Annotated in this window: 26 protein-coding genes and 1 pseudogene; 12 read left to right on the plus strand and 15 right to left on the minus strand. The window is 63.7% G+C overall.

Annotated elements, in window-relative coordinates; translation table 11 throughout:
- Positions 1-2: 2 nt before the first annotated feature.
- Positions 3-746, plus strand: coding sequence for a DUF899 family protein (locus AC0L28_RS28090; protein WP_287230887.1), 744 nt, complete (start codon positions 3-5; stop codon positions 744-746).
- A gap of 271 nt (positions 747-1017) precedes the next feature.
- Positions 1018-1569 carry a DUF4142 domain-containing protein gene (locus AC0L28_RS28095; protein ID WP_287230890.1) on the plus strand — a complete coding sequence of 184 codons (552 nt, stop codon included), beginning with the start codon at positions 1018-1020 and terminating at the stop codon, positions 1567-1569.
- A gap of 125 nt (positions 1570-1694) precedes the next feature.
- Here the strand turns inward: AC0L28_RS28095 and AC0L28_RS28100 are convergent, their stop codons facing one another.
- Positions 1695-2015, minus strand: a complete 321-nt coding sequence (locus tag AC0L28_RS28100) for a DUF1476 domain-containing protein (RefSeq protein ID WP_031255188.1) — start codon at positions 2013-2015, stop codon at positions 1695-1697.
- 371 nt (positions 2016-2386) lie between these two features.
- Between AC0L28_RS28100 and AC0L28_RS28105 the strand changes: the two genes are divergently transcribed.
- A complete protein-coding gene (locus tag AC0L28_RS28105; RefSeq protein ID WP_023799775.1) occupies positions 2387-2776 on the plus strand; it encodes a DUF6152 family protein in 390 nt (129 codons plus the stop codon).
- Positions 2777-3241, plus strand: a complete 465-nt coding sequence (locus AC0L28_RS28110; protein ID WP_287230893.1) for a hypothetical protein — start codon at positions 2777-2779, stop codon at positions 3239-3241.
- A 114-nt stretch (positions 3242-3355) separates the two neighbouring features.
- Here AC0L28_RS28110 and carB read toward each other — a convergent pair whose 3' ends face one another.
- From carB to AC0L28_RS28130, 4 genes are all read right to left on the minus strand, one after another.
- The gene (gene carB / locus AC0L28_RS28115; RefSeq protein ID WP_023799773.1) at positions 3356-6853 is read right to left on the minus strand and encodes a carbamoyl-phosphate synthase large subunit; all 3498 of its coding nucleotides are present in this window, start codon (positions 6851-6853) and stop codon (positions 3356-3358) included.
- Between the two features lie 209 nt (positions 6854-7062).
- The gene (locus tag AC0L28_RS28120) at positions 7063-7833 is read right to left on the minus strand and encodes an SH3 domain-containing protein (RefSeq protein ID WP_473481494.1); all 771 of its coding nucleotides are present in this window, start codon (positions 7831-7833) and stop codon (positions 7063-7065) included.
- A 483-nt stretch (positions 7834-8316) separates the two neighbouring features.
- On the minus strand, positions 8317-9075 hold the full coding sequence (locus AC0L28_RS28125) for a metallophosphoesterase family protein (protein WP_473481495.1): 759 nt from the start codon (positions 9073-9075) through the stop codon (positions 8317-8319).
- Positions 9076-9329: 254 nt separating this feature from the next.
- Positions 9330-9686 carry an ArsR/SmtB family transcription factor gene (locus tag AC0L28_RS28130; protein WP_027151146.1) on the minus strand — a complete coding sequence of 119 codons (357 nt, stop codon included), beginning with the start codon at positions 9684-9686 and terminating at the stop codon, positions 9330-9332.
- Between the two features lie 191 nt (positions 9687-9877).
- Here AC0L28_RS28130 and AC0L28_RS28135 point away from each other — a divergent pair, with 191 nt between their 5' ends.
- A complete protein-coding gene (locus AC0L28_RS28135) occupies positions 9878-11056 on the plus strand; it encodes an MFS transporter (RefSeq protein ID WP_473481496.1) in 1179 nt (392 codons plus the stop codon).
- A gap of 91 nt (positions 11057-11147) precedes the next feature.
- Here AC0L28_RS28135 and AC0L28_RS28140 read toward each other — a convergent pair whose 3' ends face one another.
- Together AC0L28_RS28140 and AC0L28_RS28145 are read right to left on the minus strand one after the other, a co-directional pair.
- Complete coding sequence (locus AC0L28_RS28140; RefSeq protein WP_023799768.1) at positions 11148-11801, minus strand: dihydrofolate reductase family protein; 654 nt, start codon at positions 11799-11801, stop codon at positions 11148-11150.
- 146 nt (positions 11802-11947) lie between these two features.
- Complete coding sequence (locus AC0L28_RS28145; protein ID WP_473481538.1) at positions 11948-12781, minus strand: protein-L-isoaspartate O-methyltransferase family protein; 834 nt, start codon at positions 12779-12781, stop codon at positions 11948-11950.
- Between the two features lie 93 nt (positions 12782-12874).
- Between AC0L28_RS28145 and AC0L28_RS28150 the strand changes: the two are divergent.
- The 4 genes and pseudogenes from AC0L28_RS28150 to AC0L28_RS28165 form a co-directional block, all read left to right on the plus strand.
- Positions 12875-13011 (plus strand): annotated as a pseudogene (locus AC0L28_RS28150) (manganese-binding transcriptional regulator MntR); the annotation flags it as partial.
- 81 nt (positions 13012-13092) lie between these two features.
- Positions 13093-13281, plus strand: coding sequence for a hypothetical protein (locus AC0L28_RS28155; protein WP_023799765.1), 189 nt, complete (start codon positions 13093-13095; stop codon positions 13279-13281).
- Positions 13282-13485: 204 nt separating this feature from the next.
- Entirely contained in the window at positions 13486-14418 is a 933-nt protein-coding gene (gene ypfJ / locus AC0L28_RS28160) for a KPN_02809 family neutral zinc metallopeptidase (RefSeq protein WP_023799764.1), read from the plus strand.
- 181 nt (positions 14419-14599) lie between these two features.
- Entirely contained in the window at positions 14600-15850 is a 1251-nt protein-coding gene (locus AC0L28_RS28165; protein WP_473481497.1) for a TCR/Tet family MFS transporter, read from the plus strand.
- Between the two features lie 137 nt (positions 15851-15987).
- Here AC0L28_RS28165 and AC0L28_RS28170 read toward each other — a convergent pair whose 3' ends face one another.
- Entirely contained in the window at positions 15988-16254 is a 267-nt protein-coding gene (locus AC0L28_RS28170) for a helix-turn-helix transcriptional regulator (protein WP_287323155.1), read from the minus strand.
- Between the two features lie 99 nt (positions 16255-16353).
- Complete coding sequence (gene carA / locus AC0L28_RS28175; protein WP_473481498.1) at positions 16354-17571, minus strand: glutamine-hydrolyzing carbamoyl-phosphate synthase small subunit; 1218 nt, start codon at positions 17569-17571, stop codon at positions 16354-16356.
- A gap of 276 nt (positions 17572-17847) precedes the next feature.
- On the opposite strand from carA, the gene AC0L28_RS28180 reads away from it, so the two are divergent.
- Complete coding sequence (locus AC0L28_RS28180; protein ID WP_127317706.1) at positions 17848-18297, plus strand: GatB/YqeY domain-containing protein; 450 nt, start codon at positions 17848-17850, stop codon at positions 18295-18297.
- A gap of 83 nt (positions 18298-18380) precedes the next feature.
- Here AC0L28_RS28180 and AC0L28_RS28185 read toward each other — a convergent pair whose 3' ends face one another.
- Positions 18381-18845 (minus strand): DUF1801 domain-containing protein, encoded by a 465-nt coding sequence (locus AC0L28_RS28185; RefSeq protein ID WP_473481499.1) that lies wholly within the window; start codon positions 18843-18845, stop codon positions 18381-18383.
- Positions 18846-19155: 310 nt separating this feature from the next.
- Positions 19156-19659, minus strand: a complete 504-nt coding sequence (locus AC0L28_RS28190) for a DUF1801 domain-containing protein (protein ID WP_473481500.1) — start codon at positions 19657-19659, stop codon at positions 19156-19158.
- Between the two features lie 109 nt (positions 19660-19768).
- Between AC0L28_RS28190 and AC0L28_RS28195 the strand changes: the two genes are divergently transcribed.
- Positions 19769-20326 (plus strand): GNAT family N-acetyltransferase, encoded by a 558-nt coding sequence (locus AC0L28_RS28195; protein ID WP_473481501.1) that lies wholly within the window; start codon positions 19769-19771, stop codon positions 20324-20326.
- Between the two features lie 10 nt (positions 20327-20336).
- Here AC0L28_RS28195 and AC0L28_RS28200 read toward each other — a convergent pair whose 3' ends face one another.
- The 3 genes from AC0L28_RS28200 to AC0L28_RS28210 all read right to left on the minus strand — a co-directional run bounded on the left by AC0L28_RS28200 (position 20337) and on the right by AC0L28_RS28210 (position 23731).
- Positions 20337-21518, minus strand: coding sequence for an MFS transporter (locus AC0L28_RS28200; RefSeq protein WP_473481502.1), 1182 nt, complete (start codon positions 21516-21518; stop codon positions 20337-20339).
- Between the two features lie 126 nt (positions 21519-21644).
- Positions 21645-21857, minus strand: coding sequence for a DUF2061 domain-containing protein (locus tag AC0L28_RS28205; RefSeq protein ID WP_023799755.1), 213 nt, complete (start codon positions 21855-21857; stop codon positions 21645-21647).
- Positions 21858-22066: 209 nt separating this feature from the next.
- On the minus strand, positions 22067-23731 hold the full coding sequence (locus AC0L28_RS28210; RefSeq protein WP_023799754.1) for a Na/Pi cotransporter family protein: 1665 nt from the start codon (positions 23729-23731) through the stop codon (positions 22067-22069).
- 385 nt (positions 23732-24116) lie between these two features.
- Between AC0L28_RS28210 and AC0L28_RS28215 the strand changes: the two genes are divergently transcribed.
- The gene (locus tag AC0L28_RS28215; RefSeq protein WP_473481503.1) at positions 24117-24482 is read left to right on the plus strand and encodes an RcnB family protein; all 366 of its coding nucleotides are present in this window, start codon (positions 24117-24119) and stop codon (positions 24480-24482) included.
- A 214-nt stretch (positions 24483-24696) separates the two neighbouring features.
- Here AC0L28_RS28215 and AC0L28_RS28220 read toward each other — a convergent pair whose 3' ends face one another.
- Entirely contained in the window at positions 24697-25278 is a 582-nt protein-coding gene (locus tag AC0L28_RS28220) for an RES family NAD+ phosphorylase (protein ID WP_473481539.1), read from the minus strand.
- Positions 25279-25309: the final 31 nt, after the last annotated feature.

Consider the following 25309-nt stretch of genomic DNA (forward strand, 5'->3'; position numbering starts at 1 on the left):
CGATGATCACCTTTCCCAACGAATCCGCTGAATACCGCGCCGCCCGCGAAACGCTGCTGCAAAAGGAAATCGAGCTGCGCCGCGCCATGGAGGATGTGGCCGTCGCCCGCCGTGCACTGCCGCCGGGCGGGCTGGTGCCTCAGGATTATGTGTTCGACGGGCTTGGCGCCGACGGCAAGCCGGCCCGCATAAAACTGTCGGAGCTGTTTTCACCCGGCAAGGACACGCTGATCGTCTACTCGATGATGTTTCCGCGCCACCCGCAGGAGACGCGCGACGTGGCGACAAGCGGCGGCACTGCCAAGCTCGCGCGGCCCGACCAGCCATGCCCGTCCTGCACGGCGCTGCTCGACCAGTTCGACGGCGCCATCGGCCATCTCGAGGCCGCCGGCTTCAATTTCGCGGTTGTGGGCAAGACCGCGTTTGAAAACCTGATCACGCTTGGCCGCGATCGCGGCTGGACGAACATGCGGCTGCTCTCGTCGGCCGGCAACAGCTTCAAGCGCGACTACCACGCCGAGGCCGACGACGGCGCGCAGTTGCCGATGCTTTCGGTATTCCATCGCGACGCCGATGGCATCCGGCATTTCTGGAGTTCGGAGCTTGGCTTCGCACCGTCCGAACCCGGCCAGGACCCGCGCGCCATCGGCACTTGCGAGCCCTTGTGGAACCTGATGGATTTCACACCGGAGGGCCGGCCGGACTGGAATGAACAGCTGCAATATGCCGGCGCCTGCTGCCACTGAGTGGGCCGTCCCTTCTCCCCTTGTGGGAGAAGGTGGATCGGCGCATAGCGCCGAGACGGATGAGGGGTGCTGGAAGAAATGAGGCGTTGGCAAATGTGCACGGTCTCTGCGCTGATGGGCGGCTCGACCTAGCGCACCGCCAAGCTGGAACACCCCTCATCCGACCGAGCTTCGCTCGGCCACCTTCTCCCACAAGGGGAGAAGGAAGAGCGCAACTTCGCCGCTGGTGTCGCGTTGGACTCTCTGAGGATCACAAACCCGGAGATTTCCTGTGAAAACGCATCTCACGCTTGCCATGGTCGCCTTGCTTGCCGGCGTGCCGGCGGCCTTCGCCCAATCTGCCACGCCGGCCGATATACCTGCTGTCGGCCAAACCAAGATCGACACCGAGACCTTCTCCAGAACGGTCCCCAGCGCCAACCGGTTCGAGATTGAAACCAGCAAGCTGGCCGAACAAAAGAATGTCGCCGCCGATGTGAAGGATTTCGCCTCGCAGATGATCAGGGATCACATCAAGGCTGGCGAGGATTTCAAGGCAGCTCTCGAACAGAGCAAGATCACGGCTTCGGTGACAGCGAGCGGCCCGGCTTTGCTGCCGAAAGACCAGGCGATGCTCGACCAGCTCAAGAACCTCGATGGCGATGAATTCCAGGCGAAATTCATCCTCCTGCAGACCGAGGCGCACAAGCAGGCGCTGGCGCTGTTTTCAACCTATGCGCAGTCGGGTGAAGACCCGGCGCTGAAGGAATTCGCCAAGAAGACACTACCGACGCTGCGGATGCACGAAGAGCGCCTAAAGGATCTGGTGGCAGCCCACAGCTAAGCGTGTCACCCAAACGCATGCCCTCGGGCCTGACCCTGGGCCTGACCCGAGATGCGCAGCGGTTTTGGGAAACGCATAAAAGAGAACTTAAAGCGCGTCGCGTCGCGCTTTAAGTTGGCGCTCTCTCAGCTGTTTTTGATCTGCTCGACCGCCGTCGCCAGCAGGTCGTTCATGACGCCGCGAATCTGAACATCCGACTGGGCGACGCCCGCAGCGTCGAAATCGGCGCGTATTTTGCGCAACACGTCGTCGTCCCCGGCCTCTTCGAAGTCTGCGCGCACCACCTCTTTCGCATAGGCGTCGGCGTCCTCACCTGACTTGCCGAGCTTTTCGGCGGCCCATAGGCCGAGCAGCTTGTTGCGGCGCGCCATGGCCCTGAACTTCGTGTCCTCGTCCATCGCAAACTTCTTTTCGAAGCCTTCCTGACGGTCTCTCATACTGCTCATAATTTGCCTCGTTCAGGTGTGAGTCTCCGACCTTCATCCGATGGAGAAGAAGAGCGGCGGTAGGGGTCGAACATGGCGTGCATGGATGTCATAAGCAAGACCGGACCGTTCATTCCGCAGGGCAATCGCTTCGGGTTGGCGCTGCCCCTCACCTCACCCTCTCCCCGTGAAGGACGGGGAGAGGGGTGCCAGCGTTGCGGCTAGGTCCCTTCTCCCCGTTCTTGCCGGGGAGAAGATGCCGGCAGGCAGATGAGGGGCGGCGCCGACATCGACAACCGATAGCTTCGCCCAGAGCCTTCGCACCGATGTGATTTGACGTTGCCGCGCCGTGACCTACTCTCGATTGGCGGGATGAGCCGAGGAGGCGAGCGATGCAGTCACCTTTCAACGGGATTCGGAGCGTCACGTTGGCAGCGGCAGTGATCCTTGCCGCTGGCACCGCAGCTTACGCCCATCACGGCTGGTCGTGGACCCAGGATGGGTTTTTTGAGCTCCGGGGCAAGATCACAGCCATCTATATCGGCAATCCGCACGCCACGCTGGATGTCGACGCCGACGGAGAGGCCTGGCGGGTGGATTTGGCGCCGCCGTCCCGCACGATGGCCGCCGGCTTCACCGAGGAGGTCGCCAAAGTCGGCGACGAGGTGACCGCGATCGGCCACCGCTCGCGCGACGAGACCGAGAAGTGGATGAAAGCAGCCCGCGTCATCGTCAACGGCAAGGCTTATGACGTCTATCCCGACCGCGTGCCGCCGGCCTGAATGGACGAGTTCCTCGCAGGCATCGAGCAACTCGCCATCGTAAGGGGGCTGAAGGCCTCCTTCGTCGCCTATCCCATAGTCAATGCGCTGCACATCATGTCGATCGGTGCGCTGCTGACCAGCATCTGGCTCATGGACCTAAGGATCCTCGGCGCCTTCCGCTCGCTGCCGCAGGCGGCGTTCATCGCGCTGCTGCGCCGCACCGCATTTACCGCGTTCGCCGGCGCGCTTGTCACCGGGTCGCTGCTGTTTTCAATCAGGGCGAGGGAGTATGCGGCGATGCCGATTTTTCTCACCAAGATGACGCTCATACTCCTCGCCGGCGCCAATTTTCTCATTTTCATGCGCCACGCAAAAGGCGGCGACGAGCCGGCCGGCGGGACCGTCACCATCCTGGCTTTGCTGTCGCTGGTGCTGTGGACGTCGGTGCTGTTCGCGGGGCGGTTTATTGGATTTCTGAACTGAGCGGCGTCGGCACAGCGTGCCTTGGACGGATCACGGTGCGCAGCGTTGGCGGGACGCGCCCCCCTCTGGCCTGCCGGCCATCTCCCCCACTTGGGGGGAGATCAGCTAATTGCTTCAGGCAAAATACTCCTGGAGCGGCCTAACCTCCAAACTCCCCGCGCGCAGCGCTGCGATCGCCTCCGCCACTGCCGCAGCCCCCGAGAGCGTCGTGTAATACGGCACCTTCTGCATCAGCGTCGCCCTGCGAAGCGATTTCGAGTCCGACACCGCCTTCTGGCCGTCCGTGGTGTTGAAGACGATCTGCACCTGGCGGTTGCGGATGGCGTCCTCGATGTGCGGGCGGCCTTCCAGCACCTTGTTTATTTTCTCGGCGGCGACGCCGTTCTCGGCGAGGAAGCGGGCGGTGCCCGAGGTGGCCATTACTTTAAAACCTTGGCCGGCGAGACGCTTGACCGCCGGCAGGATGCCCTTCTTGTCCTCGTCGCGCACCGAAACGAACAGCGTGCCGGCGCGGGGGAGATCAACACCCGCTCCCAACTGGCTCTTGGCGAAAGCCAGCGCAAAGTCGCGGTCGAGGCCCATGACCTCGCCGGTCGAGCGCATTTCCGGGCCGAGCAATATGTCGACGCCGGGGAAGCGGGCGAAGGGGAACACTGCTTCCTTGACCGCGATATGGCCGGGATTTCTGGGGTCGGGCATGGCGCCGTAATGGGCGAAGGCGTCTTCCAGGCTCTCGCCGGCCATGATGCGGGCGGCAATTTTCGCGATGGGCCGGCCAATGGTCTTGGCGACGAAGGGCACGGTGCGCGACGCGCGCGGGTTGACCTCGAGCACATAGACGGTGCCGTCCTTGATCGCGTACTGCACGTTCATCAGGCCGCCGACATTGAGCGCGCGGGCAAGTGCGGCCGTCTGGCGCTCCAATTCGTCGACGAGCTCCGACGGCAGCGAATGCACCGGCAGCGAGCAGGCGCTGTCGCCCGAATGGATGCCGGCCTCCTCGATGTGTTCCAATATGCCGGAGACGAAGGTCGACTTGCCGTCGCACAGGCAGTCGACATCAACCTCGATGGCGCCCGAGAGATAGGTGTCGAACAGCAGCGGGTTCTTGCCCAGCAGCGTGTTGATCTGGCCTGTCTTGTCGTTGGGGTATTTCTGCTTGATGTCCTCCGGCACCAGGCCGGGCACGGTGTCGAGCAGATAGGATTGCAGCATGCTCTCGTCGTGGATGATCTGCATGGCGCGGCCGCCGAGCACATAGGACGGGCGCACCACCAGCGGGAAGCCGAGCTCGCCGGCGACGAGGCGGGCCTGCTCGACCGAATAGGCGATGCCGTTCTTCGGCTGGCTGAGGCCGAGCTTGTGCAACAACTTCTGGAAGCGGTCGCGGTCTTCGGCGAGATCGATCATGTCGGGCGAGGTGCCGAGGATCGGGATGCCGGCCTTCTCCAGCGCATCCGCCAGCTTCAGCGGCGTCTGGCCACCGAATTGGACGATGACGCCGACCAGCTCGCCCGACGCCTGCTCGGCGCGCAGGATCTCCAAAACGTCCTCCGGCGTCAGCGGCTCGAAATAGAGCCGGTCCGAGGTGTCGTAGTCGGTCGACACGGTCTCCGGGTTGCAGTTGACCATGATCGCCTCGAAGCCGGCGTCGCGCAGCGCAAAGGCGGCGTGGCAGCAGCAATAGTCGAACTCGATGCCCTGGCCGATGCGGTTCGGGCCGCCGCCGAGGATGACGACTTTTTTTCGCGACGAGACTTGCGCCTCGTTGGCGAGCGCGCCGGCGAAGGGCACCTCATAGGTCGAGTACATATAAGCGGTCGGCGAGGCGAACTCGGCGGCGCAAGTATCAATGCGCTTGTAAACCGGATGAACGTCGAGCTTTTCACGTATCTTTTGAACCTCTTCGACGTCTTTCCTGACCAGGGACGCGAGGCGGGCATCGGAGAAACCCATCGCCTTCAGCATGCGCAGATTGGCGGCGTCTTCGGGAATGCCGTGCTCGCGAATGCGGGCTTCCATGTTGAGGATGCCGGCGATCTGTTCGAGGAACCACGGGTCGATCTTGCACATGGCGTGCACGTCTTCCAGAGAGGTGCCCATGCGGATCGCTTGCGCCACCATGCGCAGCCGGTCGGGCGTCGGCGTGCCGAGGGCAGCGCGGATGGCGTTGCGGTCGTCGGCGTGGCTGGCCGCGCCGTGCGCGATGCCGGGGATCTCGATCTCGTCCAGACCCGTCAGGCCGGTTTCAAGCCCACGCAAAGCCTTCTGCAGCGATTCCTGAAATGTGCGGCCGATGGCCATGACCTCGCCGACCGACTTCATCGCAGTGGTCAGCACCGGCTCGGCGCCGGGGAATTTCTCGAAGGCAAAGCGCGGGATTTTGGTGACGACGTAATCGATCGACGGCTCGAACGAGGCCGGCGTCGCGCCGCCGGTGATGTCGTTCTCCAACTCGTCCAGCGTGTAGCCGACGGCGAGCTTCGCCGCGATCTTGGCGATCGGAAAACCGGTCGCCTTGGAGGCGAGTGCCGAGGAGCGCGAGACGCGCGGGTTCATCTCGATCACCACCAGGCGCCCGTCGGCCGGGTTGACGGCGAACTGCACGTTGGAGCCGCCGGTCTCGACGCCGATCTCGCGCAGCACCGCGATCGAGGCGTTGCGCATCATCTGGTATTCCTTGTCGGTCAAGGTCAGGGCAGGGGCGACGGTGATCGAGTCGCCGGTGTGCACGCCCATCGGGTCGATGTTCTCGATCGAGCAGACGATGATGCAGTTGTCGGCCTTGTCGCGGACAACCTCCATCTCGTACTCCTTCCAGCCGAGCACGCTTTCCTCGATCAGCACTTCGGTGGTCGGCGAGGCGTCGAGGCCGGACTGGACGATCTCGTAGAATTCGGCGCGGTTGTAGGCGATGCCGCCGCCGGTGCCGCCCATGGTGAAGGACGGGCGGATGATGGCGGGCAGGCCGACATGGTCGAGCGCCTGTGCGGCGATCGCCATGCCATGGCTGATGTAGCGCTGCTTGCGGTCGCCCTCGCCGAGGTTCCAGCGCGTTTCCAGCGCGTCGAGCGCGGCGTCGAGGTTTTCGGGCTTCTCGGCCTTCAGCGCAGCGCGTTCGGCCTCGTGCGTCTTGCGGTCGGCGTTCTTGACGTCGGTGGCGTTGGCCAGCATCGATTTTGGCGTTTCCAGGCCGATCTTCTTCATCGCCTCGCGAAACAGCGCCCGGTCCTCGGCCTTGTCTATTGCCGTGGCGTCGGCGCCGATCATCTCGACATTGTAGCGCTCAAGCACGCCCATGCGGCGCAGCGACAGGGCGGTGTTGAGCGCGGTCTGGCCACCCATGGTCGGCAGCAGCGCGTCCGGCCGCTCCTTGGCGATGATCTTGGCCACCACTTCCGGCGTGATCGGCTCGATATAGGTGGCGTCGGCCAGTTCCGGGTCGGTCATGATGGTGGCCGGGTTGGAATTGACCAGGATGACGCGAAAACCCTCTTCCTTGAGCGCCTTGCAGGCCTGGGTGCCGGAATAGTCGAATTCGCAGGCCTGACCGATGACAATGGGGCCGGCCCCGATGATCAGGATCGACTTGATGTCGGTACGTCTTGGCATATCGAGGGTCCGTTCGGCAGGCGGCTTGCACGAAAAACCGGACGGGAAGACCCGGCCGGTTGTGCTCGCGATTCTGGTATCAGGCTAGGAGGGCCTTATAGGGAAGAGTTTTGCCGGATGTAACCCCCTAAAATGCGGAGTGTAGGGCAGTAGGGCAGTAGGCCAGTAGGGCGCGCCCCTCAAACATATTCCCCTACTCCCCTACTGCCCTATTCCCCTAACCACTGATCCGTGATTTCGAAGCGTTCGGCAACGCCGACACGGATGATGTTCAGGCCGCCCTCGCGGGTGTAGCGGAATTCACCTGATGCGTTCGAGCCGGCGGGCCGACCGGCCTGGAATCTGATGACCCGGGTGCCGCCATCGGGCCAGGTCACGGTGATCTCGGCTTTGTCGCCCGTGTGGACAACGCCTGCCTTGCAGCTGGTCATCGGCTGGCCGACATGGCGCGCGCAAGGAATCTCGTTGCGGGCACCCAGCGCCGGCGCGGGCCTGCCTGGCGGCTGCAGCCGCGCAACGGTTTGCGCGTTGGCCGGAGGCGCCGCATTGGCGGCGCGATTGCGGATGGGCTTGTCCGCTGCCGCGGGCGCCTGCTTCTCGCCGGCCGAAGGATTTTCGCTGGCAAAAAGCGCCAGGCGGTAAGCATCCTCGATGGCCACTCTGCCGATTGCCTCAACGGCAGTCATCGTGGGTTCGCGACCGGTCGCATCCAGGCGCGCCGTCAGGTCCGGCGGTGGCTGATCTGCAGTTGCCGGGTTCGAGTCGCCGGCTGCAGCGGCCGTGCTTTCGCCGGTCGCTTCGATATCCACCTCCGCAACTGCCGCCGGATTCTCGGGGTTCAGGTAGCGCGCGGGAGCCCATCCCGCCAGTTGCGGGTTGTCAATTTCTGCGACCTTGCACCAACGATAGCCATTGACGTCGTTGCAGCCGAGATTGTTGACGCTCGTGCCATTCGGCAGCCGAGCCTTGATCTTGCCCATCGCCGATGCCGTGGCGCGGACGTTCAGGAGATCGCCCGGAGCAAGGTCGGTCACGATGGAGACGAAAGGCGCCTCCTCGGCCCTGGCCGGCAGCAGCGCCGTCAGCAGGAGAGGGGCGGCAATCAGCAGCGTCGTTCGGAGCGTAACTGTGCGCCTCATCATTTTGGCCGTGGGCGATATAAGCATTTCCGAGGCGCGGCCGGGCACAGAATCGCCGCCGCATTCCAGGACGATTTTATAAGCGACGACATGGCGCTATGTAAGCCGGAAAATGCGGCCGGGGAATGGTGTTCGGTCCGCGGCATGAGCAAGCTCAGCGTGCGGCATGAACGCGTTCCGCGTTCAGCCGGAGGCATGAACTCGTTCCCTCGTTCAATCCGGGCGGCATGAACGCGTTGCGTTCAGCCTGACATGAACGCGTTGCGCGTTCAGCCGGACATGAACGCGTTGCGTTCAGTCGGGCGGCATGAACTCGTGCCTCGTTCAGCCTGGCATAAATCCGGTGCGCAGCGCGTAGGCCCATTCCGGCCGTCCCGCCTGTTCGGCCTGCCGCGCTGCCGCCTCATGGTCATAGTCGACGGCGATGGCTTCGAAGCGGTCGGAGCGGCCCGGCCCACCCAATTCGACGATGCCGTAGCGTGCATGCGGAGAGCCTTGCTCGGAGACATGCGCCGGTGGCGTGTCGTCACCATAAGCGGGGCAGCCGATGCTGCCCGGATTGAAGACCACCGGGCCATCGGGGATACGGATCAGTTCGCTGCGGTGGCTGTGGCCACACAGCACGATGCGGCAAGCGGGATCGAGCGTGGCCAGCCGCCGCTTGATGGCGACGAGCGGCGCGCGCGCCAGCCGGCCGTCGGCCATCGTATCGGTAAGGTATTTTTCGTCATGGTCGGGTCGGGCATGAAAGGCGGTCACGGCTGGGGCGATCTCCAGCGTGAGCGGCAAGGCCAACAGTGCCTCGCGCTGGACCGATGTCAGCCGTTCCTGCGCATAGCGGTCGGACGGCCACATGGCTTCATCCGCGGTATCGCGGGCGACGCGGCGGTCGTGGTTGCCGCGAACTGTCGGCAGGGCGAGCGCTTCAAGCCGCTCCATGGTTTCGCGCGGCCAGAGCGGGCCGGAGACGCAATCGCCGAGATTGACGATGAGGTCAGCACCACCGCGCTGGCGCAGATCGTCGAGCACGGCGTCCAGGGCGAGGATGTTGCCGTGGATATCGGCGAGAACGGCAATGCGCATGGGAAGCTCCGTGAGTTGACGAATGACTGGCAGGGGAAGAGCGGACCCTACAGGACTTGGGTTCCTCGCCCCCACCAAAGTGGGGGAGAGGTGGCTCGGCGAAGCCGAGACGGAGAGGGGGACTGCGCCGACGTGATTCCGAATGCTTTTAGACAACTTTGCCCTGGTGTGCCACTTCAGAGGCCCCCCTCTCCGACCGCTTCGCGGCCACCTCTCCCCCGCTATGCGGGGCGAGGAACCCAAGTCCTGCTAGGCTAGGCGCGAACTTCAATCTCGGAGGCGCCGACCGCGGGCAGAGCTGGGTCGTCGACGGCTGCGGCAATGACGCTATCGAGCAGCCCCGGAAAGCGTGCATTGAGATCGTCGCGGCGCAGCGTGATCAGCCGGCTGGTGCCGACGACCTCGGTGCGGGTGACGCCGGCCTCGCGCAATTTGGCCAGGTGGTAACTGAGATTGGTCTTTGAGCCGAGATCGAGGAACTGGCTGCAATTCAGCGGCACGCCCTCCTTGCTGGCGAGATAGCGCACGATGGCCAGCCGGGTGGGATCGCCGAGCACGGCAAGCACGTTCGGCAGGCTGATCTGGTCGGCGGTGGGGTGGGGCAGCGTCATGCCGGAGAACTAAGCGCAATCAGGGCCGATTTCAACGCATCTCCTCCTGGTGGATGCCCTCAGTTTCCACCTCCCGCTACCTTGTCCTGACATGGGGCTGTCAGCAGGGTTCAGCTATTCTCGGGCGGCTCATTGACAACATGCGCCATTATGTACAATTGTTCAATGACTTTTGAACTAAGGATTTCACCATGGACAAGCGCCTCTTCTGGCTTGCGCTCGGATCATTCACGATCGCGACCGAAGGCTTCGTCATCTCCAGCCTGCTGCCTGACATCGCGGGGGATGCCGGCATCTCGGTCTCGCTCGCCGGGACGCTGATCACCGCCTTCGCGCTCGCCTATGCGCTCGGCGCGCCGATCCTGGCGACGCTGACCGGCGAATGGGACCGGCGACGCGTCATCTTGTGGACGCTGGTGTTTTTCGTGCTGGGCAACCTGGCGGCGGCGCTCAGTTCCTCCTTCGAACTGCTGCTGATCGCGCGCATCGTCATGGCGCTGTCGTCCGGCCTGTTTGCGGCGACGGCGCAGGGGACGGCCGTGGCGCTTGTCGATGATCATCACCGCGCCCGCGCCATTGCCGTCGTCGTCGGCGGCACTACGGTGGCGGTGGCGGTCGGCGCACCGCTCGGCGCGCTTGTCGCGACGGTTGCGGGCTGGCGCGGCACGTTCTTTGCCATCGCCGGGCTCGGCGCACTGGCCGGCGCAATCCTGTGGTACCGGCTGCCGCGCGGCATCGTCGGCACCAAGCTGCCGCTCAGGCAGCGGCTGGCCGCAACGCTTCGCCCCGGCGTGCCGTCGATCCTGCTGACTACACTTTTGGCGCTCACCGGCGCCTTCACGGTCTTTGCCTTTGTCGCGCCGCTAGCCATCGAAGGCGGCGGCTTGAGCCCGATCGCGCTGCCCGGCATGCTGCTTGCGTTCGGTGTCGGCGCCGTCATCGGCAACATCGCCGGCGGGCAGGCGGCCGACCGCTTCGGTGCGACGCGCACCGTCACTTGGTCGCTGGCGCTGAGTGCGGTCATGCTGGTGATGCTTTCGGTCATCCCGGCCTTCCTGCCGCACAGCATCGCCGGGCCGGCGCTGATGGCCATGATGGTGCCGTGGGGCATCGTCGGCTGGGCCTTCCCGCCGGCGCAGGCCAGCCGCATCATCAGGCTGGCGCCCGACGCAGCGCCCATCGTGCTGTCGCTCAACGCTTCGGCGCTCTATCTCGGCGTGGCGCTGGGCGCCGTCGTCGGCGGCGCGGTGCTGCGCTATGGCGCGCCGGCTGATCTCGGCCTGATCGCAGCGGTGTTCCCGATCCTGGGTCTTGGCGTCATGCTTGCCGGCCACCGGGCCGCCCGGGCGGTGGCCATGCCGGCGGAGTAAAGGAAGATCGCGGAAGCGTGGCGCTGTCCTCATCGCGCTGCCGGGCAGAATTTGGGTTCCGAGCAAGGAACTCAGGTCCTGTAACCCCACACTACTTCCAGGTCCGGCGCCTCTCGATCTCGGCTTCGGACGGCTGTTGCTGGGCGAAGGATCCAGTCTTGATCTCACCGGCGCGTTCATAGCTCGCTATGATGACGCCAGTGGTCGATGCCTGTGAGCGGTTCAGCTTGAAAGCCGCCGGGATTGCGCCGCTGCCAAACAGCCGCTTGCCCTTGCCCAGCACCAGCGGGAAGGTCAGCAGGCTGATCTCGTCGATCAGGTCGTTGGCGAGCAAGGTCTGGACGAGTTCGCTCGATCCCTGGATGAGCAGGTCCGGCCCGTCCTCCTGCTTGAGCTGGAGCAGGGTAGCCACGACGTCGTCGCCAAGCGACTGGCTGTTTTGCCACGACAGCGTGTCGGGCCGGTGGGTGGCCACATATTTGGTGACGGCGTTGAAACGGTCGGCGATCGGATCGTCTTTCTGGTACGGCCAATGCGCGGCGAAGATGTCGTAGGTCTTGCGGCCGAGGAGCAGCGCGAAGGGTTTTGCGAAGGTCTCACCAATAAAGGCGCCCCCGACGTCGTCCCAGTAATGGAACGTCCAGCCACCGAATTCGAAGCCGCCGACCGGGTCTTCTTGCGGCCCACCGGGCGCCTGCATGACGCCGTCGAGGCTGACGAATGTCGCAGTGGTGATCTTCCTCATTGGATTCTCCCTTTAATCATCCGAGCCGTTGCCGCCGGATTTCGGCCAAAGGACGTGCGAACGGACGCCTGTCCGACAGGGCCGGAAAATTTCTGGGCTCCGGCGCATGTCGAGCGGCAAGCACGGGACGCCTCGACGCGGCGACGTCATTGCGACCGCCTGCCGCCAACACTTTGCGACGAGAACCAGACGTCGCCGATGACGGCGGTGGCGGTGCGGTCCGGTGCCTTGTCGGCCGTCAGCCAGATCTTTCGGCTGCGTGCCGCCTTGTCGCGGTCGATTGTTGTCGAGGCCGCCGAGGCGCCGATGCAAGGGATAAACCATGATCGCATGAACGGATCGCAGGCAAACCCCTTATCCGTGCGTGTCACCATCACCGCGAGGCCAATGCGCTCGGCCGGACGCCACGGAAAGACCATGCGGCCGCCGGGCTTCAGCGCCTTCAGCCATTCGGCTGGGGGTGCCGCAACGCCGGCATTGACATAGATGATGTCGGACGGTGGCAGGCCGCCGACGACCGCATCGCCATGGATGGCGGTCACATTGCCGTAGGCTTCGAGATTCTTGATCGCACGTTCGGCGAGACTGGAATCCAGTTCGAAAGCGGTGACTGCGCCGCCCGGCGAAACCAGTTTTGCCAGCAGAGCTGTGTAATAGCCGGTGCCGGCGCCGACATGAGTGACGACCTCGCCGGGTTTTGGCGCCACCTTGCCGATCCACATGGCATGCAGGAACGGCTCGCCATTGTTGATGCCCTTTTCGGCGTCGAGCGACACCAGCACGTTCTGATAGATGTGAACAGGATCGGCGCTCGGCGTTTCTACCTTGCCGTTGCCGGCGACGACCGTCCACGGCCCGGGCCCGAGAAAAGCTTCGCGCGGCACCGCGGCGAACACGTCCTCGAGACGCGGATCGGCCGAACCTGCATTGGCAGCCATCAGTCGCGCGTAGAATTTTCGGGCTTCGGCAATTCTGGTCATGTCGCGTGAGAAGATAGCGCGATTGACCGAATTGTCGCGCAGCCCCACGAGCTCACTCAATGCATGGTCGAGAAAACCCTCAGCCGACGCGGCGAAGCGCGGCGCCGTGCGCTGCTCAAAGATTATATGCAGCTTGTCGCCGACCTGATCGAGAACGGCAACGGGGCCCGGTCGACATCGCGGCGCGGCTCGGCGTCGCCCAGCCGACGGTGGCCAAGATGCTGACGCGGCCGACAGTCCTGCCGGAACCGCCGCGCGGCCGCGGCGTTTGAGATCGTGCCAGCAATTGGCGCGAGACCGAGGAGGATACGATGGGCGTTGAACAGGCACCGACAGCGAAGGGCAAGCAAGCGGCCAAGGGATTGAAGCAGGCTGCGGCGAAGGACGAACGCAAGACCGAAGCGGATACTGGACGCCCGCTCAAGAAGGGCGGGGCCCGCTTCGAGGAGCGCTCGAAAAGCTCGGACGGCAAGAGCGCGGGTACCAAGCAGAAGATCTGAGCGTGACTGACCAAGTCCAAGACCAAAAAAAGCGCCGGCAGGGCTCTCAGCCGCGGGTGTCGTGCACGGACTGACCCCAGAGCCGGCGGCCCCGCCATGCGAAAAATACTGTGACTTGGCGCAACCATTGGGATAATTGTTTGTTGGGTCGGATCGGGCCATGAGATCGGCAAGGTACCGATACGTGCATCGCGGGGAGTTGCCATGCTCTGGAAAGGTCGTCGTCAAAGTGACAACGTCGAGGACCAACGCGGCCAGGGCGGCGGGCTCAACCTGCCGCGCGGCGGCCCCGGCCGTCTCCGCATCCCGATCGGCGGCCGCTCCGGCGGCGGAATGTCGCTGTCGACCATCATCATTCTCGTGGTCCTCTATTTCGGGCTGAAGGCCATCGGCATCGACCCGCTTCAGATCCTGGCCGGTGGCGGTTTGGTGCCGGGTGGCGGCGGTCAGATCACCGACAACAGCGGAGAACAGGGCGGTGGCACCGGGGCACCCGCCTCCGACGAGATGAAGCAGTTCGTTTCGACTGTCCTGGCCGAGACCGAGGACACCTGGACCGGCATTTTCCGGGCCGAGGGCCTGACCTACGAGGACCCCAAGCTGGTCCTGTTCAGCGGGCAGATCCGTTCGGCTTGCGGCTTCGCCTCGTCCGCGGCCGGCCCGTTCTACTGCCCCGGCGACCGCAAGGTCTATCTCGACACCACCTTCTTCCAGCAGCTCGATCAGCAATTCGGCGCTTCGGGCGATTTTGCCCAAGCCTATGTGATCGCGCATGAGGTCGGCCACCATGTCCAGAACCTCACCGGCATCCTGCCCAAGTTCAACCAGATGCGGCAGCAGATGGGCGAGGCCGAGGCCAACCACATGTCGGTGCAGGTCGAGCTCCAGGCGGATTGCTTCGCCGGCGTCTGGGCGCATTTCACCGGGCAGAAAGGCATTCTGGAACAGGGCGACATGGACGAGGCGCTGAACGCCGCCCAGCAGATCGGCGACGACACGATGCAGAAGAAGATGCAGGGCTATGTCGTGCCGGAAAGCTTCAACCATGGCACCTCGCAGCAGCGTCAAACCTGGCTGGCACGCGGCTACAAGAGCGGCAAGCTGTCGGACTGCGACACGTTCAACACGCCGATCTGAGGTGTTTGGGCTCTCGTTGAAATGGCGTTGAAAAGCGGCGGCGATGCAGCCGCGCTCATATCGACAGTTGATGTCAGGATGAAAATTCCTGGCCTGTTCCCTTATTGTTCTGTGTGGCTGACTCGCCTATAAAAGGCCCTTCCGCCTTCGCTGCGAGGCGGCTCCAGGAGTCGATACCGTCATGGTCGAAGCCAAAACCGCCAGGCGGGGCCTTGCGCTTGTTTTCACCACGCTGCTGCTCGACATCACCGGCATCGGCATCATCATGCCGGTGCTGCCGGCCTATCTGCAGGAACTGACCGGCGTCGGGGTCAGCGAAGCGGCGATCGAAGGCGGCTGGCTGTTCTTCGTCTATGCGGCCATGCAGTTCCTGTTCGCGCCGCTGGTCGGCAATCTCAGCGACCGCTTCGGCCGCCGTCCGATCCTGCTGGCCTCGGTGCTGACCTTCGCCATCGACAATCTGATCTGTGCGGTGGCCTGGTCGTATTGGGTCCTGTTCATCGGCCGGGTGCTGGCCGGCATCAGCGGCGCCAGCTACTCGACCGCCTCCGCCTTCATCGCCGATGTCAGCACCGACGAGAACAGGGCGAAGAATTTCGGCCTGCTTGGCATCGCCTTCGGCGTCGGTTTCGTTATCGGTCCGGTGCTGGGCGGGTTGCTCGGCGAATTCGGGCCGCGCGTGCCGTTCTGGGGCGCGGCGGTGCTTGCTCTGATCAACTTCATCGTCGGCTGGTTCTTCCTGCCGGAAACGCTGGAGCAGCATCACCGGCGCCGCTTCGAATGGCGCCGCGCCAATCCTCTAGGCGCCCTGAAGCAGATGCGCAATTACAAGGGGATCGGCTGGATCGGGCTGGTGTTCTTCCTGATGACGCTCGGTCACATGATGTACCCTGCCGTGTGGTCGTTCGTCGGCAGTTACCGCTACGGCTGGAGCGAGCAGCAGATCGGCTTCTCACTCGGCGTCTTCGGCCTTGGCGGGGCATTGGTGATGGGTTTTGTCCTGCCGCGCGTCATCCCACGGCTCGGCGAATGGCGGACCGCCGCCATCGGTCTTGCTTTTACCGCGCTCGCCGCCTTCGGCTATGCCGCGGCGTGGAAGGGCTGGATGATCTATGCGGTGATCGTGGCGACCTGCCTCGAGGCGCTGGCCGACCCGCCGCTGCGGAGCCTGGCGGCGGCCAAGGTGCCGCCCTCCGCGCAAGGCGAATTGCAAGGTGCGATGACGAGCGTGTTTTCGATCACCAGCATCATCACGCCGCTGCTTTATACGGGAATCTTCGCCTGGTTCACCGGGCCAAGCGCGCCGATGACGTTCGGCGGCGCGCCCTTTGTGCTCGGCGGCATCTTTCTCGCTCTGTCGCTGGTGGCTTTCGTGCTCAGGGTCGAAAGGCCGGTCGCGGTGAAAGACGTCGCGACGGAGACGGTGGCCTAAAGCGTGTCGCGTTTGAACGGATTCATGCGACGCGCTTTAAGTTCTGGTTTTGATGCTTGTCGTTATTGCAAAACCGCTGCGCACTCTCGGGTTAGGCCCGAGGGCATGCTTTTGCGCGCTATGCATTGGGGCATGCCCTAGGGTTCAATCCATTGCCCCGGAATATCCAGTGCCTTCGCCAGCAGCGCCCTGGTCTGCGCCGATGGCTTTCGGCGATTGGACTCAAGATCCGACAGGAAACCCTGGCTGACACCGATCGTGGTCGCCAATTCGGCCTGCGTCAGCCGCCGCCAGTTGCGCAGCGCCTTGAGCCGGCTGGAGCCCCGCAAAATTTCCATGGTCACGTCCGCAGGCAGGGGGTTTTCCGTTTTGAGATCAGCCTTTCGCTCGTCGTAGATCGCCACATCGGCAGCGTCTTCAAGAGCCTCTTCGGCCGCGTGCAGGTCTCTGTCATCACGAATGTTGTTATCCCAAAACTGCGCCGCGCTTTTGAGCGCGATCCATCAGGCGCGCTCCGCAAGCGCCGGCTCGCCGCGCTTTTCGCGGATGAGATTGACGAAGCGGCGGAACAGATAATGCGAGTCCTGCGGGCCCGGCGAGGCTTCGGGATGGTGCTGGACCGAAAACACCGGCCTGCCGGTCAGGGTGATGCCGCAGTTCGAGCCGTCGAACAGCGAGACATGGGTTTCTTCGACGCCCGTGGGCAACGAGCCGGCATCGACGGCAAAGCCGTGGTTCATCGAGACGATCTCAACCTTGCCGGTGGTGTGATCCTTGACCGGATGATTGGCGCCGTGATGGCCTTGATGCATTTTGGCGGTCTTGCCGCCAAGCGCCAGCGCCAGCATCTGGTGGCCGAGGCAGATGCCGAAGACCGGGATGTCGGTCTTTAGCAAGTTCTGGATGACCGGAACGGCATAGTCGCCGGTGGCTTCCGGGTCGCCGGGACCGTTGGAGAGAAAGATGCCGTCGGGCCGCATGGCGAGGATATCCTCGGCGCCGGTGTTGGCCGGCACTACGGTGACCTTGGCGCCCAGGCCGGCAAGCAGGCGCAATATGTTGCGTTTTACGCCGTAGTCGATGGCGACGACATGCATGGACGGATCGGTCTGTTCGCCAAAGCCCTCGTCCCAGACCCACGGCATCTCGCGCCAGACCGAGGACTGGCCGGAAGTGACGTCCTTGGCCAGGTCAAGCCCGATCAGGCCGGACCAAGCGGCGGCGCGGCGCTTCAGATCGTCGATGTCGAAAATGCCGTCGGGCGCGTGCGCGATGACGGCGTTGGGCATGCCCTTTTCACGGATCAGCGCGGTCAGCGCGCGGGTGTCGATGCCCGAAAGCGCCACGATGCCACGTTTCTTCAGCCATTGGTCGAGACCAGAAGCGGCGCGATAGCTGGACGGATTGGTGACGTCGGCCTTGAACATGGCGCCGACGGCGCCGGCGCGGGCAACCGGGTTGAGATCCTCGATGTCCTCGTCATTGGTGCCGATATTGCCGATATGAGGAAAGGTGAAGGTGACGATCTGGCCGGCATAGGACGGGTCGGTGAGGATTTCCTGATAGCCTGTCAGCGCGGTGTTGAAGCAGACTTCGGCGACGGCGGAGCCAGTGGCGCCAAGGCCGCGGCCCTCGATGACGGTGCCGTCGGCCAGCACCAGCAAGGCGGTCGGCTTCTCGGTGGCCCAAGGGAGGGTCGACGCGGCGGTCATCGTTGCCATGGCGGCACTCCTAAAGGCTGCGCCCTTCAATCGGTCCGGCGAACCATTCTGCGCAGCAAACCGCGCGCAGCGGCGATTTCGCAGCCAGCGCGCGCAACAAAAACTCAGTTCATGCAAGGCCCAGTACATAGGGGAAGGCGCCAGAGCGGTCAATGACGCTACGCCCGCAGGCGCGATTTATTTCGTCGAACAATATCAGCGGTTTGCCGGGCGGCGTCGAATTGCCTTGGGCTTTCGGCACGGCTATTGTCCGTCGCATTCGAAGGAGAAAGCATCATGCGCGGCAAAATCGCCGAATCCCTGAAGAGCGCGATGAAGGCGCAGGACAAGCGCCGGCTGCCGACATTGCGGCTGATCCAGGCGGCCATTCACGATCGCGACATCGCCAATCGCGGCGCCGGCAAGGAGCCGGCCAGCGACGACGAGATCCTGCAGATACTGGCCAAAATGGTGAAGCAGCGCGAAGAGTCGGCCAAGGCTTTCGACGACGGCAAACGGCCGGAGCTTGCCGCGCAGGAGCGCGACGAGATGGCCATCATCCGCGATTTCCTGCCGACGCAACTGGGCCAGGCCGAGACCGAAACAGCGATCCGCGCCGCGATCGCCGAGACCGGCGCCAGCGGCGTCAAGGACATGGGCAAGGTGATGACGGTGCTCAAGGAGAAATACGCCGGTCAGATGGATTTTTCCAAGGCGAGCGGCATCGTCAAGGGACTGCTGCAGTAGGGATTTTCGCTGCTGCAGCGAGTTCGTAAGGCATTGGAGGAGGCGACAGCGAGGCGCCAGCCCTGGCCGCACATGATTGATTCTCAGGCGCTCTTTGGCTTCTGAGAGCGGGCGGGGCGGGCGGCAGCTCGCACCGACAGGTTCAGTGCCACGGCGGCGCGAATGAGCGCCTTCAACGCCTCTTCATCGATCTTGTCGCCCTCATGGATGTCGATGGCGCGCCTGGTGTTGCCTTCGAGGCTGGAGTTGAAGAGGCCAGAAGGGTCCTCCAGCGAGGCGCCCTTGGCGAAGGTCATTTTCACGACATTCTTGTAGGTCTCACCGGTGCAGATAATTCCGGCGTGTTCCCACACCGGAACCCCTCTCCACTTCCACGCCTCGACCACTTCGGGATCGTCCTGCTTGATGAGGGTTCGGATCCGAGCGAGCATCTCGCCCCGCCAATCGCTCAGCTCGTTGATTCTCGCATCTATCAACTGAGAGGGAGTGTCTCCTCCTGCTCCTTCCGTCGAGCCGCCCTTCTTCATGGCTGTCGTCGCTTTGGTCATGATTGGTCCCAGTGGCTTTGTGCAAGTCGACGCCTGGCGTCTGGGCTTCGTGCCAATGCCGGGCGACAAACTCTCAACGTCGCGGAGGAACCTTCGTCCCTCCGGACCCGATTTGCAACGAGGATCACACGAAAATGGAGCTACGATTTGGCGGCGCTTGTTGAACATTGTCGGCGTCGCCACCAGCGCCAGCGACCTTTCGGCGACATGGGCTCGCAGAGATGCTCGCGAGCCGAGGCCGAACCATGAGGGTCACGGCGATGTTGCACCGTCCCGATGGCAGACGCCCTTGGCTAATTCGCGATGCATCTCACATTCGCTCGCCGGGCAATTGGCTGGCTTGCTTCACCCAGGCGGCAAATTGAGCTTCGTCGAGCTGGTCCTCATAAATGTCGAGGTAGCGCACGTCCTTGTGCTTGGACTCGCCGAGAGGGACAGGACGCAGCGACGTGCCCCGGAAGAAGGTCACTTTGACGTAGCGGGTGAAGACATGGAACGACAGGAACCAGCCCTGGCCCTTGATGCCGTAAAACGGCGAGTTCCATTTGACGGCCTTGTGCACGCCGGGGATGGTGCGCGCGATGATTGCGTCGAGGCGGCGCCCGACGTCGCTTTTCCAGCCCGGCATGGCCGCGATGTAGGCCTGCACGGGAGCGTCGCCTTCGGCCTTGGCGATCTGGGGGTTGCCGCCTGCGAGGAGTGCCGGCTTCGCTTCCTTGCCGGACTGCGGCTTCGGCGTCGCCTTGCGCGGTTTGGTTGCCGCGCCCCGCTCGGCTGTGGCCTTCGCCGACTTCTCGGACCTGGGGTCGGCCATTGTGTTCACTCCAAAGTAGGTGGACCCAATCGATGACATTTGATTTTAGAAAGCCGCCCCTGAAGATCAACTTCAGAATCCGAGGGCGGCAGCGGAGCGATCGTACGTCATGGTTGAACTCGTCAAACCGGCGCTTGAACATCTGCCGTCGTATAAGGCCGCCCTTGAGCGCGGCTGGTCGCCGGACAATGTGCGGCTGATGGAGGCGACGCGCGAGCAGCTTGCGGCCATCGAAAAGAATCCAACGGCCTTCCTCGCCGATCTCGACGACCCCGATGCCAAGGGTGGTCCGATCACCTTGCCTGATGGGACGAACGTGCCGCGCCCGCCGGGATTCCGGCGCTGGATCTGGGACGGCGAAGTCGCCGGCTCGATCGGCCTTCGCTGGCAGCGCGGCACCGCCGAGCTGCCGCCACATGTGCTCGGCCACATCGGCTATGCCGTAGTGGGATGGAAGCGGCGGCGCGGCCATGCGACAGAGGCAGTGAGGCTGATGCTCGGCGAGGCGAGGGCGCTCGGCCTGCCCTTCGTCGAGATCACCGCCAAGCCGGGTAATCTCGCCTCGCAGAAGGTGGTCCTGGCCAATGGCGGACGGCTCGTCGGGCGATTCTTCGAGGACGCTGCCTATGGCGGCGCCGAAAGCCTGCGCTATCGCATCGACCTGTAGCGCCTGCCGACTATTCGGCAGCGGCCGGCAGCGGCGGCATCGTGTTTCGGCGCCACTCCCAGATATGCGAGGCGAGCGCTACCGCCACGGCGACCAGCATGGCCATGGCGCCAACCACCGGCAGGCTGCGATAGCCATAACCGGCATTGAGCATGGCGGCGCCGAGCGAGGCGGCCAGCGCGATGCCGACATTGAAGCCGGCCGGGATAAGCGATGAGGCGAGATTGGAGGCGTCCGCCGTCCAGGTCAGGATACGGGTCTGGATCGGGGTGCCGATGGCAAAGCTGAGACCACCCCAGATAGTGATCGCAACGACCATCGGCACCGGGTACGGGCTGGCGGCGTAAATGACGGCAAGTGTCACCGCCTGCATGAAAAGCATGGTGATGAGCGACGGCATCAGTTTCCAGTCGGCGAGCCGCCCGCCAAGAAAGACGCCGATCGTCGCGCCGACACCGTTGAGTAGCAGCACCCAGGGCACCAGGCCCTCGCCGAGGCCGGTGACTTCAAGCAGCGTCGGCGTGATGTAGGTGAACAGGCCGAACTGGCCGATCATCAGCATCAGCATGAGGATTAGCGACGTCCAAACCTGCTGGCGTGCGAGCACGCGGACCTCGCTGCCGAAACTGACGGGCCGGCGCGACGATCCCGTCCGGTGCGGTAGGAGGGCGGCCATGGCGGCGATGGAAACCATACCAAGCGCGCACATCACCCAGAACGTCGCGCGCCACCCCCAAATATTGCCGATCGCCGTGCCGGCCGGCACGCCGATGACATTGGAGACCGTGAGGCCCGACAGGATGAGCGCCACGGCCATTCCACGCTGATCCTGGCGGACCAGGCCGACCGCAACCACCATCGCGACGCCGAAGTAGGCGCCGTGCGCCACGGCCACTGCAATCCGCAACAGCAACATGGAGGCGAAGTCGGGCGCAAGGGCGCAGGCGGCCTGGCCGATGGTGAAGGCTGCGGCAAGGCCAAGCAGCAACGCCTTGCGGGAAAGCGTCTTGGTGGCGAGCGTCAACAGCGGTCCGCCGATCGCGATGCCGCCGGCGTAGCCGGAGACGAGGTAGCCGGCGGTTGGGATGGAGACGCCAAGGCCGTCCGCCACCTGCGGCAGCACGCCGGCGATGACGAACTCGGTGGTGCCGAATGCGAACGCAGCGATGAACAGGGCGATGAGGGGAAGCATGGCGCGGGAAGGCGATCCTTGAACGAGATGGCTCAAATCACGGACGAGAGCGGCGGGCAATCCAGAAATTCTCGACGCCGCTTTAGGTTTTCTTCATCGGTTCAGCCAGGCTCCGGCCGCACAAGGCTAGACGGTCGTCGTCTTCCTTCCGTAGGGGATTTTCAACCACGCCCGCTCGTGAAAATAGTAGAGCAGCGATTTGGTGATGACCTCGGTCACGCCGATGGCCGCAGCGAGCTTGATGCTGCCCGTCACGATGAGCGAAATGATTATCGTGTCGACCGTGCCGGTGACGCGCCAGGAAAGCGCCTTGGCGAAACTGCGCGAATGGGTATCCATAGACTTTCTCCCGGCGGATTTTAAGCGATCCTTAGAGCGCCTTGCGTTCTGGTGGAACCAAAACCGCGCTCCAGGTCTTTGCTTGACGCGTGTTGTCCGACGCCAAGCGAAGACGGTTGGCTGAAAAATGCTCTAGCCGACAGACGGAAGGGTTAGCAAAGACTAATTTTCGCGCGCCGGCTCCAGGCAATTCCCGTGCTGGGCCCAATCTATCCGGCCTTCAGCCGCGAGCCGGTGAGCAGGCCGCGTTCCTCGAGCACGGGGTAGGCTATCGAGGCAAGCAGCGAATTGATCTGCTTCAGGTCGCGGATGGTGTCGAGATGGATGGAACTGGTCTCGACGCTCTTGGCGGTGCCGTCGCGCAGCCGCACGAAATGGCTGGCGCTGGTCTCCTTCTCGCGGTCGCGCAGCCGATCCTTTTCCAGCACCAGCTGGCGGGCGGTCTCCGGATCGCGCGAGACCAGCACGTTGAAGGCAAGCCGCGCGTTGGCGAGCACCGAAGCGTGGAAGCCGCTAAGCTCGCGCCAACCCTCGGGCGTGAACTCCAGCCCGCGCTCAAGCTTTTTCCTGACATGCACCAGCATGTTGCGCACGATGATGTCGCCGACCTGTTCGAGCTTGACGCAGGCGCCGATCAACTCCTGGCAGCGCAGCGCCTCGTCCTCGCTCAGCGGGTTCCTGGTGACCTTGGCCAGATAGAGCTTTATCGACGCATGTTTCTTGTCGACGCGGTCGTCGAGCGCGGCCAGCGCCTTGATCTTGTCGGCGTCGGCGCTTTCATAGAGCTCGATGATGCGCTTCAGCATGATCTCGACCGTCTCGCAGACCCGCACCACCTCACGGGTGGCGTTGGCCAGCGCCTGGCTCGGCACATCAAGGGCGCTGTCGTTGAGCGCGGACAACTCGACGACGTCGAGCGCTTCTGCCGGCGCCGGTTTGGTGCCGAGCGCCACGATCTTTTCCGAAACGCGGTAGACAAGGCCGGCCAGCGGCAGGCCGGCAACCAGGATCAGGATGTTGAAGAGGATGTGGGCGTTGACGATCTGGTCGGGCACGGTGGCGCCGAGAAAGGCGACCGGCGGCTTCAACCACAGGAACAGGATCAGCATGGCCAGCGAGCCCATGCCGCGCATCAGGAGATTGCCGATCGGTACGACACGCACGCCCGGCTCCGCATTGCGGGTGAGCAGCGGCGCGATGATCGACGAACCCAGATTGACGCCGAGCACCAGCACGATGCCGAGTTCGGGCGGGATGAAGCCGCGGCCGGCGAGCGTCACCATCAAAAGGACCGCGGCGATCGAGGAATGGAACAGCCAGGTGACCAGCGCCGCCAGCAGATAGGCGGTGACCGGGTCGCCGGAGAAGTAATCGACGACGACCGGCATCAGCGTGCTCTGGCGCAGCGGCTCCGAGGCCTGGCCGATCATTTCCAGCGACAACACCAGCAGGCCGATGCCGACCAGGATGCGGCCGAACTGGCGCCAGTCGCGCCGCTCGGTGGCCATGAACATGACGGTGCCGGCGACAAGACAGACCGGCACCAGCAGCGACAGGTCGAAGGTGAGCAGCTTGACCACCAGCGCCGAGCCGATCTCGGCGCCGCGCACGGCAAGCTGGCCCGATATACCGCTGACGATGCCGGCGCCGGCGAAGGACCCGACCAGCAAGGTGACGGCGGTGGAGCTTTGCAGGGCGATCGCCAGGCCGCAGCCGGCCAGAACCGCCATGAAAGGATTGCGCATGGTGGCGCGCAGCTTGTGGCGCAGCACATCGCCATAGGCGCGCTCGACACCTGTCTTCACCAAGCGGGTGGCAAACAGCATCAGCGCCACCGCGCCGGCAAGATGCAGCAAAACGACCGAACCGCTCATGTCAGGCTCGCATTCCGACAGCCACCAGCAATATGGGAGCCGTGATGGCAAAGGCGCAAAAGAGGGGGCGAATCAAGGACATTGCAAAGGTCGATACTACTCCGATTACTTTTAGCCGGATAATAAATTTTGCCCAATTCGGCCGGCTGTTGCGCGACAGGGCGTGTCGGAAATGGATGGATCGCAAAATGGTTGCATCGCCGGCCGGCTTCTTGATGGTTGCGCGCTCAAGTGCGACGACCGCTTCAGATCAGGTTTGAGCTGAGTGTTGAACTAGCTATTATAAATACTTGAAATCATTAAAAAAATGTAATCCGTGTGTTCAGTTTCGGTTCATTTTTCGGGCTCTATTGCTTGGGCATCGACAACCAAGGAGTACCCCGTCATGAAACGTATCATTTTTTCCGCAGTCGCCGTATCGATGCTGGCTGCGACGTCCCTGCAGGGCCGGGCAGCGCCGCTGAACGCGCCGAATGCACCGCAGTCGACCTACAGCCAGGTCGACTGGAAGAAGCCGGACAGGCACGTCAAGACGCGCGTCGTGGTGAAGAAGAAAGTCGTCGTCAAGAGGAACCATTGGCGCAACGGCCAGAGATATTCGAGTTGGAGGCGCCACCAGCCGGTCCGCGACTATCGCCACTATGGCCTGCGTCGTCCGGGCCGTGGCCAGGAATGGATCCGCGTCGGCAACGCCTATCTCTTGGTCAGCGTCGTCTCCGGCGTCATCTTCGGCGCGATTGCGGCGCACTGACCATCAAACGTCGACCGGCGCAATGCCGGACAGGAAGGAGGGCTTGCAACCGGCCCCTAAGCCTAACTGAATGTGGATGTTCAGTCGGATAGTCGATGGTTATCCCTGGCATCGCAACGACTTGCAGAGGCTTGACCTGCTGGAGAAATCCGAAGAAGCGAGCATCCTTCCGGTTTGCAGCGCTTCGGATTTCTCCTGGCTCTAGCCAGGATTGTCACAGGGTCAGCACTATGCGCGAGAGCCGGCCGAGTTCGACCAGTCGGTCGAGCAGGCCCGGCGTGCTTGCGAAATCGTCGGAACTCACGACGCCGATCGACGACGTGTCGACGCGGGTCCCGAACAGGATCAGGCATTTTTCTTCGTCGAAGCGCCGCGATGTCCAGATCATGCCGTCGAGTGTCTGATCGGCGTCGTGGATCGCTTGTGCCCAACCTCTTGTTGAGGGGTAGGAGGATGGCGGCGTGTCGATCAATGACTGACGGGTGATGCCCCACTTGTTGAGATCCGGCTCGAAAAGGCGGGCTAGCTTCAAGTTGCGATCGATTTCGATGCGCGAGCCGGCGAGTTCTTCGACCTTGCTCAGCGGGACCGACTTGAAGGTCGCTGCAGGGTTGATGTCGTGGAACACTGACTCGTATGCGGCGCATCCGAAAGAAGTCGCTGCGTACATGGTCGGCACCTGGATGCTCCGGCTTGTGAAGGGAGCCAACCTCGAGGTGCCGAAGCCGGGATTGAACTCGTGGGCGCGCCGGTTGCGTGAGTGTACGCGATGCAGTTCCGTCCCGGCGGGAAGCACGAGGACGTTGCATTCCAGGTCCGGAGGCGGA

This window comes from Mesorhizobium sp. WSM4847, from assembly GCF_055811335.1.